The organism is Croceivirga sp. ABH4_376, from assembly GCF_056160685.1.
Genome location: NZ_JBSWXQ010000010.1, coordinates 56,706 through 74,561 on the forward strand (window position 1 = coordinate 56,706; position 17,856 = coordinate 74,561).

General features: G+C 37.4%; 12 protein-coding genes and 2 tRNA genes. 5 read left to right on the plus strand and 9 right to left on the minus strand.

Features of this window, described 5'->3' with window-relative positions:
- Positions 1 to 38: 38 nt before the first annotated feature.
- Positions 39 to 1,184, minus strand: coding sequence for a type IX secretion system outer membrane channel protein PorV (porV, locus tag ACXAGS_RS15085; RefSeq protein WP_474907931.1), 1,146 nt, complete (start codon positions 1,182 to 1,184; stop codon positions 39 to 41).
- 323 nt (positions 1,185 to 1,507) lie between these two features.
- On the opposite strand from porV, the gene gldJ reads away from it, so the two are divergent.
- Both gldJ and ACXAGS_RS15095 read left to right on the plus strand, forming a co-directional pair.
- Complete coding sequence (gldJ, locus tag ACXAGS_RS15090) at positions 1,508 to 3,160, plus strand: gliding motility lipoprotein GldJ (RefSeq protein ID WP_474907933.1); 1,653 nt, start codon at positions 1,508 to 1,510, stop codon at positions 3,158 to 3,160.
- A 67-nt stretch (positions 3,161 to 3,227) separates the two neighbouring features.
- Positions 3,228 to 4,502, plus strand: coding sequence for a UDP-N-acetylmuramoyl-tripeptide--D-alanyl-D-alanine ligase (locus ACXAGS_RS15095; RefSeq protein ID WP_474907934.1), 1,275 nt, complete (start codon positions 3,228 to 3,230; stop codon positions 4,500 to 4,502).
- Between the two features lie 71 nt (positions 4,503 to 4,573).
- Here the strand turns inward: ACXAGS_RS15095 and ACXAGS_RS15100 are convergent.
- The 8 genes from ACXAGS_RS15100 to nhaD form a co-directional block, all read right to left on the minus strand.
- Positions 4,574 to 4,651: transfer RNA gene (locus tag ACXAGS_RS15100), tRNA-Val, on the minus strand.
- Positions 4,652 to 4,675: 24 nt separating this feature from the next.
- Complete coding sequence (locus tag ACXAGS_RS15105; protein WP_474907935.1) at positions 4,676 to 5,086, minus strand: 6-carboxytetrahydropterin synthase; 411 nt, start codon at positions 5,084 to 5,086, stop codon at positions 4,676 to 4,678.
- 126 nt (positions 5,087 to 5,212) lie between these two features.
- Positions 5,213 to 5,287 (minus strand) — tRNA-Val (locus ACXAGS_RS15110).
- A 64-nt stretch (positions 5,288 to 5,351) separates the two neighbouring features.
- Positions 5,352 to 6,563: a bifunctional folylpolyglutamate synthase/dihydrofolate synthase gene (locus ACXAGS_RS15115; protein WP_474907936.1), complete on the minus strand. Its 1,212-nt coding sequence runs from the start codon at positions 6,561 to 6,563 to the stop codon at positions 5,352 to 5,354.
- Positions 6,564 to 7,463, minus strand: a complete 900-nt coding sequence (locus tag ACXAGS_RS15120; RefSeq protein WP_474907937.1) for an energy transducer TonB — start codon at positions 7,461 to 7,463, stop codon at positions 6,564 to 6,566.
- Entirely contained in the window at positions 7,463 to 7,849 is a 387-nt protein-coding gene (locus tag ACXAGS_RS15125) for an ExbD/TolR family protein (RefSeq protein ID WP_010519322.1), read from the minus strand. The genes ACXAGS_RS15120 and ACXAGS_RS15125 overlap by 1 nt, the downstream gene beginning before the upstream one ends.
- Positions 7,850 to 7,863: 14 nt before the next feature.
- Positions 7,864 to 8,556 carry a MotA/TolQ/ExbB proton channel family protein gene (locus tag ACXAGS_RS15130; protein WP_010519321.1) on the minus strand — a complete coding sequence of 231 codons (693 nt, stop codon included), beginning with the start codon at positions 8,554 to 8,556 and terminating at the stop codon, positions 7,864 to 7,866.
- 55 nt (positions 8,557 to 8,611) lie between these two features.
- Positions 8,612 to 9,940 (minus strand): sodium:proton antiporter NhaD, encoded by a 1,329-nt coding sequence (gene nhaD, locus ACXAGS_RS15135; RefSeq protein WP_010519320.1) that lies wholly within the window; start codon positions 9,938 to 9,940, stop codon positions 8,612 to 8,614.
- 224 nt (positions 9,941 to 10,164) lie between these two features.
- Between nhaD and ACXAGS_RS15140 the strand changes: the two genes are divergently transcribed.
- The 3 genes from ACXAGS_RS15140 to ACXAGS_RS15150 all read left to right on the plus strand — a co-directional run bounded on the left by ACXAGS_RS15140 (position 10,165) and on the right by ACXAGS_RS15150 (position 17,579).
- The gene (locus tag ACXAGS_RS15140) at positions 10,165 to 11,307 is read left to right on the plus strand and encodes an acyl-CoA dehydrogenase (protein ID WP_474907939.1); all 1,143 of its coding nucleotides are present in this window, start codon (positions 10,165 to 10,167) and stop codon (positions 11,305 to 11,307) included.
- Positions 11,308 to 11,598: 291 nt separating this feature from the next.
- Positions 11,599 to 16,104, plus strand: a complete 4,506-nt coding sequence (gene gltB, locus ACXAGS_RS15145) for a glutamate synthase large subunit (RefSeq protein ID WP_474907941.1) — start codon at positions 11,599 to 11,601, stop codon at positions 16,102 to 16,104.
- Between the two features lie 8 nt (positions 16,105 to 16,112).
- Complete coding sequence (locus ACXAGS_RS15150; RefSeq protein ID WP_474907943.1) at positions 16,113 to 17,579, plus strand: glutamate synthase subunit beta; 1,467 nt, start codon at positions 16,113 to 16,115, stop codon at positions 17,577 to 17,579.
- Positions 17,580 to 17,856 lie beyond the last annotated feature (277 nt).

Sequence of the window (17,856 nt, forward strand, 5' to 3'; positions counted from 1 at the left end):
CCGGACAATGCCGGGGTATCTTTATAACATCTTTTTTATTAATCGTTATAGAATTCTTCGCCCAAATTAAATGTCAAAGAAAAGCGCAGTGTATTCTCTAGAGGACTCTTTACTTGAGAGGTGGAAAATAAATAAGACAAGTCTACCTGTGCCGCTTTAAATTTAAATCCTGCACCTAAAGTCAAAAATCGTCTTGCTCCTTTATTTTCGTTCTCATTAAAATACCCTGTCCTAAGCATAAAAGCATCTTGGTAACGATATTCTGCCCCAAAGGCAATTGTGGTTTCCTGTAATTCTTCTTTAAATCCGTCTGGCGCGTCTCCAAAAGATTCAAACACTCCACTAAAAAAACCTATTTGCTCATATTCATCAGTGTCCGATTGATCTATTACTCCATCACCGTTAAAATCGCGAGGAGTTGGCACCAATAATTTATTAAACTCAGTATACAAACCCAATACGTTGTCTTGATCAAAAATAAAATCAAAACCACCGCCAAACTTTAAGTTAGTTGGTAAAAAGTTTTCCTGACCACCTTCATCATATTGCAGCTTACCTCCAAGATTAGAGATATTAAAACCAGCTCTCCAACGACCATCAAAAGAATTATATGCAATTTCTCTGGAACGGTAAAAACCTGACACGTCTACCGCAAATGCATTAGCTGCCTGTGAATCCTGCCCAGACTGTTGAAAACGTAAATTAGAACTTATAAAACGCCCACCAACGGCCATGGAAAAAGTTTCGCTTAATTTTAGCGCATAGGTACCATCTAATGCAAACTCATTTGGCTTTACCAATGTTCCTTCATCGCTTTGATTCTGTCTCAATTCTATTTCACCTAACCCAAAATACCTTAACCCAACGGCAAATGCACTTCTATCATTTAACTTGTTATAATAATTTGCGCTTAACAGAGAAATATCATTTACAATGCTTTCCAAATAGGGAGTATAACTTACCCCAATTCCCATTTTTCGTTCAGCAAAGGCGTATTTAGAAGGATTCCATTGTTGCGAGAAAGCATCTACCGATGTCGCAACTCCAATATCGCCCATACCAGATGCCCTAGCATCTGCAGCAATGGTTAAGAAAGGTACAGCTGTAGTTATGGTTCGGTCTTGTTCTTGAGCCACAACCTTAGTAGCGCCTAGTACTAAGGCGAATAATATGATTTTTTTCATTTTGATGCTTACTATTAATAGTATTCTAATCTTCTAATGTTTTATTCCTTCAAATAAATTAAGGTATTAGTTACAAACGGGTTTTTAATACAATTCTTATATCAACCATAAACATTTATTAAAAAAAACTGGAATACGAATAATTTTACCCTGTTTGCTTCGTTTATTGATTAGCGAACCAAGGAATGGATTGGCAATTTAAATCTGTTAAAATGTAATAATGTTTCATTCTTTGCGTTCTATTTGCCGAAAGCGATTTTAAAATCAAATGAAACTAAAGTGTTGGTTACTGTAAACCAACTATTTGAACTCAAGTCTTAATTATGAAAAAATACTTAAAAGTTGCACTTTCTTCTGCATTGGTCATTGGAAGTTTGTCCAGTTGTAAAAATTCTTCTGGGTCCAAAAATGTATCCAGGGCCACTGGCTGGAATATCAATGGAAAAGAAGGCGGTTTTCAGCACAATTCCGACTTTAAGGAACAAGAAACACCTCCAGGAACCGTTTTTATCGAAGGAGGAACTTTTACCAAAGGTCAAGTACAGGACGATGTAATGCACGATTGGAACAACAGACCAACACAGCAACACGTGCAGTCTTTCTATATGGATGAGACCGAGGTTACCAACAAAATGTACATGGAATACTTGGATTACCTTAAAAAGGTTTATCCACCAGAAAACCCAATGTACGAAAACATATACAAAGGTGCTTTACCAGATACTTTGGTTTGGAGAAACCGCTTAGGTTTTAATGAAACCATGACCAACAGTTACTTAAGACACCCTGCCTATGCAGAGTACCCAGTTGTTGGTGTAAATTGGGTTCAAGCCACACAATACGCAGAATGGCGTACAGATCGTGTTAACGAAATTATGTTGGTGCGCGAGGGCTATTTGGCAGAAGACGCAATGTACGGAGCTCTTACGGGTGAGGTAGACGGAACCTTTAGTACCGAGGCCTACCTAAACAACCCAGAATCTGTATATGGTGGCCAAATAGATTCACTACAAGGAAAAAAGAAGAAAGATTCTATAAATGCTTTTGCGAAAAGAAGTAGTGGAATTATAACTCCAGAGTACCGTTTACCAACCGAAACGGAATGGGAATATGCCGCACAAGCGTTAATTGGAACTCGTGAATATAACAACTACAGAGGTAGAAAAAAATATCCTTGGGAGGGAGATTATACTCGTAACGGACAACGTTTAGGTAGAGGTGATCAATTAGCCAACTTTAAACAAGGTAAAGGTGATTACGGCGGTATTGCCGGATGGTCAGATGACGGAGCAGACATTACTGCGCAGGTAAAATCTTATAAGCCTAATGATTTTGGACTTTATGATATGGCCGGTAACGTTAGCGAATGGGTTGCAGATGTGTACCGCCCAATAGTTGATGACGAAATAAGCGACTTTAACTACTACCGTGGTAACATTTACATGAAAAAAGCCATTGGAGAAGATGGTAAAGTAAAAGTACTTAGAGATTCTATCGTATACGACACATTACCTAACGGAAAAATCGTTGCGCTTAATTTGCCAGGTGAAATTAAAGAAGTTCCGGTTGGTGAAGAGGAAACTTATTTAAGAACCAACTTCTCATCTAGTGACAATAGAGGCTATAGAGATGGAGACCCAGGTTCTTCTAGGTTCTTTGACCGTTTTAGTGACGAAGAAGAAGACCAACGTAAAATGTACGACTCTCCTAAACACAAGGTAGAAAGAGATTCTACAGGAAAACTAATTAGACAGTATGATACTTCTAATTATAGAACTTCCTTAATAAACGATGAAGTAAGAATATACAAAGGTGGTTCTTGGAGAGACAGAGCTTTCTGGTTAGATCCTGCTCAAAGAAGGTATTTACCACAGTATATGGCAACTGACGACATCGGCTTTAGATGTGCAATGTCAAGAGTTGGCTCCAAGTCTAAGTCTAAGAACAAGACCGTTAGACACAAAAAAGCAAAATAAGACTATTTAGTTTCAAAATAGAAAAGCCCTTGGTCAACACCAAGGGCTTTTTTTATATATTCGAGCCATGGAATTAGCGCGTATACACCAGCATTTCTTAAGCTGCGATAGTGTTTCTACAGACACGAGAAAAATTACTCCCAACTGCCTATTTTTTGCATTAAAGGGACCAAATTTCAACGGAAACACCTTTGCTGAACAAGCCTTGGCACAAGGAGCTAGTTTTGCCATTGTAGACGAAGTAGCCCATAGAACTTCTGAGAAAACAATTTTGGTAGACAATGTTCTTGAAACATTACAGAAGCTAGCTATATATCATAGAAACTATTGTAAAACCAAAATTGTATCCCTTACGGGCAGCAATGGCAAAACCACAACCAAAGAATTAATACATACGGTCCTTTCTACTACTTACAATACCATTGCTACAATTGGCAACCTAAACAACCATATTGGCGTACCACTAACCTTGTTAAGACTAACCCCGGAAACGGAAATAGGTGTAATAGAAATGGGTGCTAATCATCAAGGTGAAATAGCCTTTCTTTCCAATCTAGCACAACCGGATTTTGGCTATATTACCAATTTTGGCAAAGCCCATCTAGAAGGCTTTGGAGGCGTGGAAGGTGTAATAAAAGGCAAAAGTGAATTGTACCATTATTTACAGGAACACGATAAACATATCTTCTTAAATGCTGATGACCCCATTCAATTAGAGAAGCTATCTAGCTATGTAAAGAAGATTGGTTTTAGTCAAAATCAACAAAACTATTACCAAATTAAATTACTAGACACTAATCCTAATGTTAGATTACAATTTGAAGATGTAACCGTACAAACGCAGCTAATAGGTACTTACAATTTTACCAATTGTTGTGCCGCTATTACCATAGGTAAGTATTTTAATGTTTCTAAGGAAAAAATTAAAGCTGCATTGGAAAATTACAATCCAAAAAACAATCGCTCACAACTTCTAGAGAAAAATGGATATAAAATTATTTTAGATGCCTACAATGCTAACCCCACCAGTACAAACGCCGCACTCACCAGCTTTGCGGCCTTGCAAGACATAAAAAAAATTGTCTTTTTAGGCGATATGTTCGAGGTTGGAGCTACCGCTGGCGAAGAACACCAATCCATTGCGGATTATTTGGTTTCCCTAGGCCTAGAACATGCATATTTGGTAGGGGAAAATTATTATAAAGTCAATACCTCAGCTTACAAATTCAAAAATTTTAATGAGCTTAAAACTCACTTAGAATCCCATCCTATTCCTAAAGGCACTCTATTGATTAAAGGATCAAGAGGCATGGCCATGGAACGCATTTTGGAATTACTTTAATTGTATTTTTACTGACTAATTTTTAAAATTGATAATAGAAAAAATAGATTAAAGAAGATAAAGATAGGCTATGGTGAAGTATACTGGATTCGAACCAGTGACCTCTGCCCTGTCAAGGCAGCGCTCTAAACCAACTGAGCTAATACTCCTTAAAATACAATAGTTATTACCAACTACCAGTCTCCGTATTCAGCAGAATTTTTAGTGGTTTCATGTAGCGTTATATGGAGTAGTTGATTCTTAGCTAACTTAGGTTTTAAAATATCATAAATAACCTTTACAAAATACTCTGTAGAAGGTAATATATCCGCAAACTCAGGACAATCTATATTTAGGTTTTTATGATCAAAGCGCTCTTCAACCTCATTCTTAATTAAATTTCCTAAAACCGCTAAATCCATTACAAATCCAGTATCTGGATTAACCTCTCCACGAATCCGCACCTCTAAATCAAAATTATGACCATGATAATGTGGGCTGTTACATTTACCAAAAACCTCAATATTCTTTTCATCACTCCACTTGGGATTATGCAAACGGTGTGCTGCATTAAAATGAGCCTTTCTACAAATGGTAGCAATCATGGGTACTTTTTTTAAGTTAGCAAAGATAGTTTAGTTGTTCTAAACCAGCCAAGTTTAGCAACACCTAATTAAAATCGTAAAACCTTATAAAATAAAAAAGTCTCCTTAAAAAAGGAGACTTTTCCGTGGGCGCGAAGGGATTCGAACCCCTGACCCCCTGGGTGTAAACCAGGTGCTCTGAACCAACTGAGCTACGCGCCCGTATCATTTTCGGAGTGCAAATATAGAAGCTAATTTTAAATCGCCAAACAAAAAATAGATTTTTTTATAAAATTTCTGCCACCACAAATGTGCTACCGCCTATATAGATCATATCCTTCTTTTTGGCTTGAGACTTAGCCAACTTGTAACCTTCTGATACCGAACGAATGAAAGTAGCATTTAAACCCACTTGGGATACTATAGGCTCTAAATCTTCTAATTTTAAAGCTCTAGGTATATTTGGTTCAACAAAAATAAAATTCGCTTCTGCTGGAAAAAGCTTCAATAGTTTAATCACCTCCTTATCGCTTACAAAACCTAAAACCACAAAAAGCGCATTGTATTGCTGTTCTTTAATTTGTTGTGTTACTATTTTTAAACCCTCTTCATTATGTGCCGTATCACAAATAATTAAAGGCGATTTGCCTAAACGCTGCCATCTTCCTAAGAGTCCTGTATTGTAAACTACGTTTTTTAAACCATTTTCAATGTGTTTCTCTTTTATTTTAAAGCCTTTTAATTCTCTTAAACAAGCAAGAACACCTTTTACATTTTTGCTTTGATATGCGCCTTTTAAACTTAACTTATATTTAGGAAACACTACATCTTCCGCAAAAACCAATTTAGATTTTAGCTGACCAGCAATTAATTTAAACACCATTTCTGTTTTGAAATGCTTTTCACTAACCACTACAGGAACGGTTCTTTTGATAATACCTGCTTTTTCCATCGCTATTTTTTCTAGAGTATCTCCTAGAATTTGCATATGATCAAAGCCAATATTGGTAATTAAGGATACCTCTGGAGTAATTATATTTGTACTATCCAATCTACCGCCTAGTCCAACTTCTATAATGGCAATGTCTACTTTTTCGTGTGCAAAATGGGTAAAAGCCATACCCACGGTCATTTCAAAGAAAGAAAGACCATTATAATCCAAATAGCTTTTATTGTCCGCTATAAAATCTTTAACAAACCGCTTGCTTACCTTTTTACCATTAACTTTTATACGCTCCCTAAAATCTTTTAAATGAGGAGAAGTATACAAGCCAACCTTAAAACCAGCTTCTTGTAAGATTGATGCCAACATGTGAGAACTAGACCCTTTACCGTTAGTACCTCCTACATGTATAGATTTAAACTTATTCTGAGGATTATCTAAATGGGAAGCAAATGAAATTATATTATCTAGCTTTCCCTTGTATGCATCAACTCCTTTTTTTTGATACATAGGCAGTTGCTCAAACATCCAAGCAACCGTTGCTTTATAGGTCATCTATTGCCCTAATTTAAAGTTTACTACTACAAACCCTATTTGCTGGTTTGGTGCATTAGAATCTAAATTCCATTTATGCATAAACGCGGTCTTCTTTGCCGGCTCTAATAAACAAGGAGAATTATTTGTTGTACCCTTAACTCCCGGTGTAGCTTTTATAACCCTACCATTTCGGTCTACGGTTATTCTAACAACCACCCTACCTTCTTCGTTACATTCTTGTTGCACTTTACCTTTAGATACCAAAGACCTTCCGTTTAAACCATAACCTCCGGTTCCAGATCCACTTCCTGGGGCACCATAGTAAGAACTTGCGTACGGATTCCCTGCTGGATCTCCTTTATCCCCAGGCAGGTTATCATCACCTTCGCTACCCGCAGCTGTGCCATCAGACTTGCCAATACCACCCATTAAGGCATCTAATTTTTGCTTTTTAGCTGCTTCTTCCGCTTTTTTTCTGGCTTCCGCTTCCCGCTTTTCTTTAGCAATACGTGCTGCTTCGGCCTTAGCCTTATCCGCAGCTTCTTTAGCCGCTTTCTCTGCAGCTCTTTTTTGTTTTAATACAATACTTTCTTCACTTTCTTGTGTAACCAACTTTTCTGATGGGGCATCTTCTGTCCTTTCTGGTACAGTTTCCACTTCCTTTACCTCCTCCTCTTCCAGAGCTTCAGGCAAATTGGTAGGTTTTGGAATATCCAAAGGTTCAGATTTAATCTTTTCCAAAGGTTGCTTGGTTCCACTACCAAACTCCATGGTTCCAAAATTTATGGCTATACCATTTTCCTCTGGCGGGTCCATATAAGTTAACCCTATATAAAATAATACCAAAACCAAAATGCTTAATAGCACTGTGGTAACGGTAAAAGATTTTTTCTTGTGTCTCGTATTTAAAAAGGCCATTAATTAGGTCGCACGGCCAATATTACCTTATAACTATTCTTATTGGCAATATCCATTACGTTTACCGCCTCTTTGATGGCTACACTTTCTTCTGCCCTAAGAATTATTGTTGGCTTTTCTTGACCCTCTAGTGCTTTTTTTAATTCAATTTCAATGTATTCTCCGTTTATCTGCTGATTGTTCACATAATAGTTAAGGTTTTTATCTATAGTAACCGAAACATTTTGTGTATTGGTCGATTTCCCTTTTGCTTTTGGCAACAATAAATCCAATGCGTTGGGGGCATTTGAAGTTAGCATAAAAAACACCAACAACAGAAAAACAATGTCTGTCATGGAAGACATGCTAAACTCTGGACTTACTTTATTTCTACCCTTTAATTTCATATTGGACAAATGGGTTACGCAGGTTCGTTCAATAAATCTAAAAACTCAACAGCATGTGCCTCCATTTGATGAACCACTTTATCCGTCCTGTTTACTAAATGATTATAACCTATATATGCTATAATCCCAACAATTAAACCAGCCACCGTAGTAGTCATTGCGGTGTAGATACCAGAAGCCAAAGAGCCCATTTCTGCTTGCCCACCACTACTGGCCATTTCATGGAACGCCAATATCATACCAATAACCGTTCCTAAAAATCCAATCATTGGCGCAGCACCGGCAACAGTAGCTAAAATGTTTACGTTTTTTTCTAATTTATACACTTCTAGCGTACCAGCATTTTCAATTGCCGTATTAATATCGTCCAAAGGCTTCCCAATTCGTGCAACCCCCTTTTCTGTTAACCTTGCCACGGGAGAATCTGTCTGAGCACATAATAAACGAGCAGCCTCCAATTTGCCACTCATCACATGGTCCTTTATTTGATTCATAAAGTTCTTATCTATTTTAGACGCAGCATTTATGGCAAAGGTGCGTTCAAAATAAATGTACAATGCAACAAAAAGAAGGACGAACAGCACAATTACGATAATTGTACTGGCCGCCCCGCCATTTATTATTAAATCTATTACAGAAAGTGTTTTTTCTTCTGATACAGTACTAGCAACTTCTTCTGTAGTTACTTGCTCTTGAAATAATGTCATAAGTGAATCCCAATTTTATTGCAATAATAACGGGAATTTCACAAATAAATTATAGCTACAGAACAAATTCACGCAAAGCAATGAAAACCAAACCACCTGCAGCAAATCCAACGAATGCTAACCATGTGATTTTCTTTAGGTACCAAAAGAAATCTATTTTTTCCATACCCATTGCCACTACGCCTGCAGCAGAACCAATAATTAACATACTACCACCCGTACCCGCAGAATATGCTATAAAATGCCATAGTGGATGATCAGGCCCCTCTGAGAACATACCCATACTTGCCGCTACCAACGGAACATTATCTATTACCGCAGAACCAATTCCTAATAACATTACTACAATATCTGTTTGCGGTATGGCTTCGTTCATACTTTCTGCATAATTAAAAAGTATACCTAAAGATTCCAAAGCTGCAACAGCCAATAAAATACCTAAAAAGAAAAGGATACTAGGTAATTCTATCTTAGTTAATGCAGAATGCACAGGGCTGTGGTGGGCACCTTCATGATGGTGATCATCTGTAGCAGAAGTTATAGAGAATTTAGCGTTACTGTAGATTTCTGCAAATGTTGCAACAATTGCCAAAGACAACATCATTCCTACGTAAGGAGGTAAATGCGTAATAGTTTTAAAGAATGGCACAAACACTATAGCCCCTAACCCTAAGTACAACATTGTAGAACCAAATTTTGATTTTGGCGCTTCTTGTATTTCATCTACTTCTATAGACCCACTAAAGGCTTTAAACCTGCTTGCTATTAAAGTTGGCACAAACATACATACAATGGAAGGTAATAATACATGAGTAACCAAAGAACCTGCATGTACCTTATCTGCTATCCATAACATTGTTGTAGTTACATCGCCAATTGGGGACCAAGCACCACCAGCATTTGCATTAATAATGATTAAACCGGCAAACCATAAACGGGTTTCCCTGTCTTTTATCACCTTTTGTAAAATTGTAATCAATACAATAGTGGCCGTAAGGTTATCAATAATCGCAGAAAGGATAAAAGCTAGGATTGAAAAAATCCATAATAACTTACGCTTACTTTTAGTTTTTATATAGCCTTTGATGGTAGCAAAGCCATCAAAATAATCAATGATCTCTACAATAGTCATGGCACCCAAAAGGAAGACCAAAATTTCTGCGGTTTTCCCCAGATGATGCAGTAGAATTTCTTCTAAATGGGTAGGCTCCAACTCTTTTAGTTGGGCGTTTACCTCAAAAACATCCATGTGGGTAAGGGCAATTATAGCCCATAAAATTGCCATCATGGCCAAAGCCGGAATTAGCTTATCAATTTTCAGGTTATGCTCTAAAGTAATAGCCAAATAACCTGCTAAAAACACAATTATTACAATCGTCTCCATTAATCAGTTGGTTTTAATGCTGTTATATTTATTGAAAAAAATATCGACCAGCTTACCAGAACCAGTCGATATTGAGGGCTAAATATAAGGATTGCCCAAAGATTCTCCCAAATCCAAAGGTTAATTTTTAGTTTAACAAAATATTACAAAATCGACGAAAAAATTAATAATATGCCAACCAAAACTTATATTTGTAAAGACTGATTAATAATATCATAATAAAAATGAATTTTTCCCTTTCTGAAGAACAATTAATGATTAAACAAGCTGCAAAAGATTTTGCTCAAAACGAATTATTACCTGGAGTAATTGAGCGAGACGAGCAGCAAAAATTCCCCAAAGAACAGGTTAAAAAAATGGGAGAGCTAGGTTTTCTAGGCATGATGGTAGATGAGAAATATAGCGGTAGCGGTCTTGACACCTTATCATATGTACTGGTTATGGAAGAACTATCTAAAATCGATGCATCATCTTCCGTTATTGTCTCCGTAAACAACTCTTTAGTTTGCTGGGGTTTAGAAACTTATGGAACCGAGGCTCAAAAAGAAAAATATCTACACAGATTGGCTACCGGTGAAATTATAGGAGCTTTTTGTCTTTCTGAACCGGAAGCAGGTAGCGATGCTACTTCCCAAAAAACTACGGCAATAGATAAAGGAGACCACTACGTATTGAACGGAACCAAAAATTGGATTACCAATGGTGGCACCGCAGAGGTATATTTAGTTATTGCACAAACAGATACTGAAAAAGGCCATAAAGGCATCAATGCCCTGATTGTTGAAAAAAGCATGGAAGGTTTTGAAATTGGTCCTAAAGAAAACAAACTAGGTATTAGGGGCAGTGATACACATTCTTTAATGTTCAACGATGTTAAGGTACCAAAGGAAAACCGAATTGGTGAGGATGGATTTGGGTTCAAGTTTGCAATGAAAACCTTATCTGGAGGAAGAATAGGTATAGCAGCACAAGCTTTAGGTATTGCCGCAGGCGCTTATGAAATGGCATTAGAATATTCCAAACAAAGAAAAGCTTTTGGAACAGAAATTTGCAATCATCAGGCCATAGCTTTTAAGTTAGCAGATATGCATACCAAGATTGAAGCCGCCAGAAATTTAGTCTACAGGGCAGCTTGTGACAAAGATGCCGGAGAAAACTACGATTTATCTGGCGCCATGGCTAAACTTTATGCCGCTGAAACCGCCATGGAGGTAGCAACAGAAGCAGTTCAAATACACGGAGGAAATGGCTTTGTTAAAGAGTACCACGTAGAACGTCTTATGAGGGACGCCAAAATTACTCAAATCTATGAGGGCACTTCAGAAATACAAAAAATTGTTATTTCCAGAAGCATCATTAAAGGCTAACCCTGTAGGGGGTCTAAGCAAATAATATAGATATATCAAACAACACCCCTAAAAAAACAGGGGTGCTGTTTATTCATGTAGATACATACAAACCAACTTACCTTAATTTCTTACAGGTAAAGCAAATTGCCACGTTACCGCATTACCAATTCAATAGTATAACATCAATTAATTCCTAAATTCAAGTTTTCACAGCAAAAAATTACATACGTTAAAATTTTTGTTGCGTTTAACATTCATTATTGCATATAATTCACTGTTTATGATATTTTTGAGTAAATACCATAAGTAATGAAGCCAAAAAGACAAGGATTATATCTGCCAGAATTTGAACATGATAATTGCGGGGCGGGTTTTATATGTAGCCTACAGGGCAAAATGTCTAACGATATTATTCACAAGGCATTAGAGATATTAGTGAAATTAGAACATAGGGGTGCCGTTAGTGCAGATGGCGTTACAGGTGATGGTGCTGGCATTCTTATAGATATACCACATGAATTCTTTAAGAATGTCTGTTCATTTCCGCTACCAGATGCTGGGGAATATGCAACTGGTAACGTTTTTTTACCACAAAAAGAAAATCAAAAAGAGTTCTGCATAACAACATTCGAAAAGAATATTGCTGATCAGGGCCTAGAACTCCTAGGATGGAGGAACGTACCTGTAAATAAATCCGTACCAGGTTCTATAGCTGCAGAAACGGAGCCATTTGTAAAACAAATTTTTATTGGCAAGGGTAATGCTAAGGATGATTTTCAATTCAATCAAAAATTGTTTGTAGCCAGAAAAATTACCGAACACGAAATAGAAGCTTCAAAACTATCTCAAAGAGAATTCTTTTATCTTCCCAGTCTTTCGCAAACCATAATTATTTTCAAAGGTTTATTAATGCCGCAAGACATTAGCAAATACTATGAAGATTTAATGGATCCAAGAGTGGTAACAAGATTGGCCTTAGTACACCAACGTTTTTCCACCAACACTTTCCCTACTTGGGATTTGGCACAACCCTTTAGATATATGTGTCATAATGGTGAAATTAATACCCTTAGGGGCAATGTAGCCAGAATGCGCTCCAGAGAAGAACTTATGCAAAGTGATTGGTTTGGAGATGATATCAAAAAAATTCTTCCAGTAATCCTTCCAAGCAAATCAGATTCTGCAAGTATGGATATGGTGGTAGAACTGCTTTTGATGACAGGTAGGTCTTTACCTGAAGTAATGATGATGCTTGTTCCAGAGGCTTGGGAAAAAAATAACGAAATGTCTGAAACCAAAAAGGCATTTTATGAATATAACAGCTGCTTAATGGAGCCATGGGATGGGCCAGCTTCTATACCCTTCACGGATGGCAACTACATAGGTGCCGTTTTAGACCGTAACGGCCTTAGACCTTCAAGATACACGGTTACCAAAAATGGTTATGTAATCATGAGTTCGGAAACCGGTGTTGTAGATATAGAACCAGAAAATATAGAATATCATGGTAGACTAGAGCCTGGAAAAATGTTCTTAGTGAACATGGAGGAAGGTAGAATAGTTAATGACGAGGAAATTAAGGAGAAAATTGCCAAACAACATCCTTACAAGAAATGGTTAGATAATAATTTGGTACACTTAAAGGACATACCTTATAATGAATGTCCGTTGTTCTTAGGAGAATTTCCTATAGACACGCGTACATCTGCATTTGGTTATACCCAAGAAGATATCAACACTATAATCATGCCTATGGCACAAAACGGAAAAGAACCTATTGGTTCCATGGGGTCAGACACCCCCATTGCCGTTTTATCAGAAAGGCCACAATTAATATATAATTACTTTAAACAGTTATTTGCCCAAGTTACCAACCCACCTTTAGATGGTATAAGGGAAGAAATGATTACCGATATAAGTCTTACCCTTGGTAGCGACCATAATATTTTTGAATTTTCAGAATTACACTGTAGAAAACTAAAAATTCAAAACCCGGTTATATCCAAAGAAGATTTGGACAAAATCAAAAACTACGATAAGAGTCCTAATTATAAAGTTGCTTCAATCAGTACTTTGTATGAGATAGAAAAAGGACACAATGGCTTAGAAACGGCCTTAAATGATATTTTACAACAAGCATCTGACGCAGTTGATTCTGGAGCCAATATTATTATTTTATCAGATAGAATGGTAAGTAAGGAGATGGCACCTATTCCCGCTCTTTTATCTTGCTCTTTTGTAAATAGCGGTTTACGTAAAAAAGGGAAACGTTCCAAGTTAAGTATTATAGTAGAATCTGCCGAACCAAGAGAGGTTCATCATTTCGCGTTGTTGTTCGGCTTTGGTGCTAGCGCAATTAACCCTTATTTAGTCAATGAAATAATTGGGCAACAAATAGAAGAAAACCAAATAAAAGATTACTCATTTGAAGAAGCAATTATAAACTACAACAAGGCTGTTGGTAAAGGCATTTTAAAAGTTATGAACAAAATTGGAATCTCTACCCTGAATTCCTATCGTGGTTCTCAGCTTTTTGAATGTATAGGACTTAATACAAAGGTTGTAGACAAATATTTCCCTAATACCCCAACAAGAATAGAAGGTATTGGCCTTTATGAGATTGAAAAGGAAATAGCGAAAAGACACAGAAACGCATTCTATAATGACAAAATAGAAGCTAATTTAGATTTAGAAATAGGAGGCGAATATAGGTGGAGAAGAAATGGAGAAAAACATATGTTTAATCCAGAAAGTGTTGCCAAACTACAAAAAGCAGTTCGCAATAACGAACCATCTACGTACAAAGAATACTCACAACTTGTAAACGAGCAATCTAAGAATTTAATGACCATAAGGGGATTATTTGAATTCTCTAACTATGATCCAATTCCATTAGAAGAAGTAGAACCTTGGACAGAGATTGTTAAGCGTTTTAAAACGGGAGCAATGTCTTACGGTAGTATAAGTAAGGAAGCTCATGAAAACCTTGCCATTGCCATGAACCGTATTGGGGGCAAGAGTAACTCTGGTGAAGGTGGAGAAGACGAAAACCGCTTTTATAAAAGTCCGTCTGGAGACTGGCGTAATAGTGCCATAAAACAGGTTGCATCTGGTAGGTTTGGTGTTACTTCAAACTACTTAACCAATGCTAGCGAAATTCAAATTAAAATGGCTCAAGGTGCTAAACCTGGTGAAGGTGGCCAATTACCAGGCCCTAAGGTAAACCCTTCTATTGCCAAAACCAGAAATTCTACCCCTTATGTTGGTCTAATTTCACCACCACCCCATCACGATATTTATTCTATTGAAGATTTATCCCAATTAATCTATGACCTTAAGTCAGCCAATAGAGAAGCTAGGGTTAATGTAAAGCTGGTTTCAGAAGTTGGTGTTGGTACCGTAGCTGCGGGTGTAGCTAAGGCAAAGGCAGATGTTGTGCTGATTTCTGGTTTTGATGGTGGTACAGGAGCCTCGCCTTTAACCTCTTTGAAACATGCAGGCCTTCCTTGGGAATTGGGTATTGCGGAAGCCCAACAAACTTTAGTGCTAAATGATTTAAGAAACAGGATAGTTTTAGAATGCGATGGGCAGCTTAAAACGGGTAGAGATGTGGCAATTGCCTGTTTACTGGGTGCAGAAGAATTTGGTTTTGCAACCGCCCCACTAGTAGCTTCAGGCTGTGTAATGATGCGTGTTTGTCATCTAAACACTTGTCCTGTAGGTATAGCTACACAAAATCCTGAACTTAGGAAAAAATTCAAGGGTAAACCAGAACACGTGGTTAATTACATGTATTTTGTTGCCCAAGAATTAAGGGAAATAATGGCAAAACTTGGCTTTAGAACCGTTAATGAAATGGTAGGACAAGTACAAAAACTTGATAGAAAAAAAGTTATTGCCCATTACAAGGCCGCTGGTATAGATTTGTCCCCAATACTTTATCAAGTAGATGTGGCAAAAGGCACACCTTTATACAATACAGAAAAACAGGTACACGATATAAAAGATAGCATAGAGTTTGAAATTATTGCCAAAGCCCATCCGGCACTGTTCCGTAAAGAAAAAACGGTTTTGGAGTTTCCTATTTGTAATACGGATAGAGCCGTTGGCGCAATTACCAGCAACGAAATCTCTAAAATATATGGGGCCGAAGGGTTACCAGAAAATACCTTAAAATTAAATTTCACCGGCTCTGCCGGGCAAAGTTTTGGTGCGTTTGCCACAAAAGGCCTTACTATGGTCGTAAATGGAAACACTAACGATTACTTAGGTAAAGGGTTATCCGGTGCTAAACTGGTCATTAAAGTTCCTGATGCGGCAACTATAACTCCAGAAGAAAATGTAATTACAGGAAATGTTACACTTTACGGTGCAACTAGCGGTGAGGCATACATAAATGGAAAGGCAGGAGAACGTTTCTGCGTTAGAAATTCAGGAGCTAAAGCGGTTGTAGAAGGTATTGGAGACCATGGTTGTGAATACATGACAGGCGGAACTGCGGTTATTTTAGGTGATGTGGGTAGAAATTTTGGAGCAGGTATGAGTGGAGGTATTGCTTACGTCTATGACCCAAAAAACACGTTTAAAGCTAAATGTCAGAATGATGCATTGAATTTGCTGGCCGTAGAAGAGGACAATGATATCAAGGAACTTAAACAGCTTATAGAAAACCATTATAATGCCACATTAAGCCCATTAGCACAAAGAATCCTAGAGCGTTGGGAAGAGAACCTAGCAAAATTTGTAAAAGTATTCCCAGAAGAATATAGACAGGCATTAATCAGATTAGAGAACGAAAAATTGGAAACCATTTAATTAACAACATGGGAAAAACTACAGGATTTATGGAATATAAGCGTCAAAACGAAGCTTATGTTCCTGTTGAAGAAAGAATTAAAAATTATAACGAGTTTACCCAACCCCTTAAAGAGGAAGAAATTAAAGATCAAGGGGCTCGTTGTATGGATTGTGGTATACCATTTTGTCATAGTGGTTGCCCGCTTGGGAACCTAATTCCAGATTTTAATGATGCCGTGTATAGAGGCAAATGGGAAAAAGCGGCGCAGATTTTACATTCTACCAATAATTTCCCGGAATTTACAGGCCGCTTATGCCCAGCTCCGTGCGAAGAGGCTTGTGTACTTGGCATTAATGAAGACCCTGTTTCTATAGAGAACATCGAGAAAAACATTGTAGAAAAGGCTTTTAAAAATGGATGGATAAAGCCCTTAATTCCTTTCACAAGAACAGATAAAACTGTAGCCGTTATTGGCTCCGGACCTGCAGGTTTAGCGGCTGCGCAACAACTTAACCGCGCAGGGCACACAGTTACTGTTTTTGAAAGGGACGAAAAACCAGGAGGTCTATTACGATATGGAATTCCAGATTTTAAAATGGAAAAAAATGTAATAGATAGGCGCTTAGAAGTATTGAAACAAGAGGGCATCCTATTTAAAACTGGAGTACATGTTGGTATTGACATTAAAGCCGAAGAATTACAAGAACAGTTTGATGCCGTTGTACTGTGCGGAGGTGCAACTGTTAGAAGAAATTTACCTATTCCCGGTTCAGATTTAAAAGGTGTTGTTCAAGCAATGGATTTTCTACCTCAAAATAATAGAAGGGTAGACGGTGTTACCGATTTTGTAGAAGAAATATTGGCTACAAATAAAGATGTTATTGTTATTGGAGGTGGGGACACAGGCTCTGATTGCATTGGTACATCTATTAGACATGGGGCTAATTCTGTTTCTAATTTTGAAATTATGCCAATGGCAACTGCAGAAAGACCAGTAAACCAACCATGGCCATTTTGGCCAATGAGGTTGAGAACAAGTACTTCTCATAAAGAAGGAGCAGAACGGTTTTTTAGTATTTCTACCAAAAAATTCATTGGAGATAATAACGGTAATCTTACCGGATTAATTACCACGGAAGTAGAATGGGAATTTAAACCAGGACAAAGACCAATATTAAAAGAAGTAGAGGGTACGGAAAAAGAATGGAAATGTGACTTAGCATTATTAGCACTAGGCTTCACGGGTTCAGAAACTACATTAGCAGAACAGTTTGGCCTTAAAATGGATGCTAGAACCAATATTGAAGCTTCGGAAAATAATTACAAAACCAATATACCAGGTGTATTTGCTGCAGGAGACCAAAGAAGAGGACAGTCATTAATAGTCTGGGCTATTTCTGAAGGTAGACAGGCAGCACATCATGTAGACAAGTATTTAATGGGAACGTCACAACTCCCATTAAAAGGCCAAGGCGATTTACCAAGGGTTTAATCCAAAACCCAATTTGGATTAGCAAAAGGCAGGTAGTATTACCTGCCTTTTTATTATGTTTAGCTATACTAATTAAATTATCACAATTCAATAAAATACACGCTAAGCTATTATTTCGTTGAAGTAAAATGTATGCAGTAGTTAAAAGGCAGACTTTATCATCTGCCTTTTTATTCGCCTTAATTAGTCAATTCAAGGCATAAAAAAACCCCTTTACGTTTTGTAAAGGGGTTTGAAGGAGGCGGCGACCTACTCTCCCACCTGGTGTGGCAGTACC

What these genes read in the sequence shown, in the direction of transcription:
- ACXAGS_RS15095 (WP_474907934.1), top strand. Translation starts at nt 3,228, where the DNA reads ATGGAATTAGCGCGTATACACCAGCATTTCTTAAGCTGCGATAGTGTT.
- ACXAGS_RS15105 (WP_474907935.1), bottom strand. Translation starts at nt 5,086, where the DNA reads ATGATTGCTACCATTTGTAGAAAGGCTCATTTTAATGCAGCACACCGT.
- ACXAGS_RS15140 (WP_474907939.1), top strand. Translation starts at nt 10,165, where the DNA reads ATGAATTTTTCCCTTTCTGAAGAACAATTAATGATTAAACAAGCTGCA.
- porV (WP_474907931.1), bottom strand. Translation starts at nt 1,184, where the DNA reads ATGAAAAAAATCATATTATTCGCCTTAGTACTAGGCGCTACTAAGGTT.
- ACXAGS_RS15130 (WP_010519321.1), bottom strand. Translation starts at nt 8,556, where the DNA reads ATGACATTATTTCAAGAGCAAGTAACTACAGAAGAAGTTGCTAGTACT.
- gldJ (WP_474907933.1), top strand. Translation starts at nt 1,508, where the DNA reads ATGAAAAAATACTTAAAAGTTGCACTTTCTTCTGCATTGGTCATTGGA.
- ACXAGS_RS15115 (WP_474907936.1), bottom strand. Translation starts at nt 6,563, where the DNA reads ATGACCTATAAAGCAACGGTTGCTTGGATGTTTGAGCAACTGCCTATG.
- nhaD (WP_010519320.1), bottom strand. Translation starts at nt 9,940, where the DNA reads ATGGAGACGATTGTAATAATTGTGTTTTTAGCAGGTTATTTGGCTATT.
- gltB (WP_474907941.1), top strand. Translation starts at nt 11,599, where the DNA reads ATGAAGCCAAAAAGACAAGGATTATATCTGCCAGAATTTGAACATGAT.
- ACXAGS_RS15125 (WP_010519322.1), bottom strand. Translation starts at nt 7,849, where the DNA reads ATGAAATTAAAGGGTAGAAATAAAGTAAGTCCAGAGTTTAGCATGTCT.
- ACXAGS_RS15120 (WP_474907937.1), bottom strand. Translation starts at nt 7,463, where the DNA reads ATGGCCTTTTTAAATACGAGACACAAGAAAAAATCTTTTACCGTTACC.
- ACXAGS_RS15150 (WP_474907943.1), top strand. Translation starts at nt 16,113, where the DNA reads ATGGGAAAAACTACAGGATTTATGGAATATAAGCGTCAAAACGAAGCT.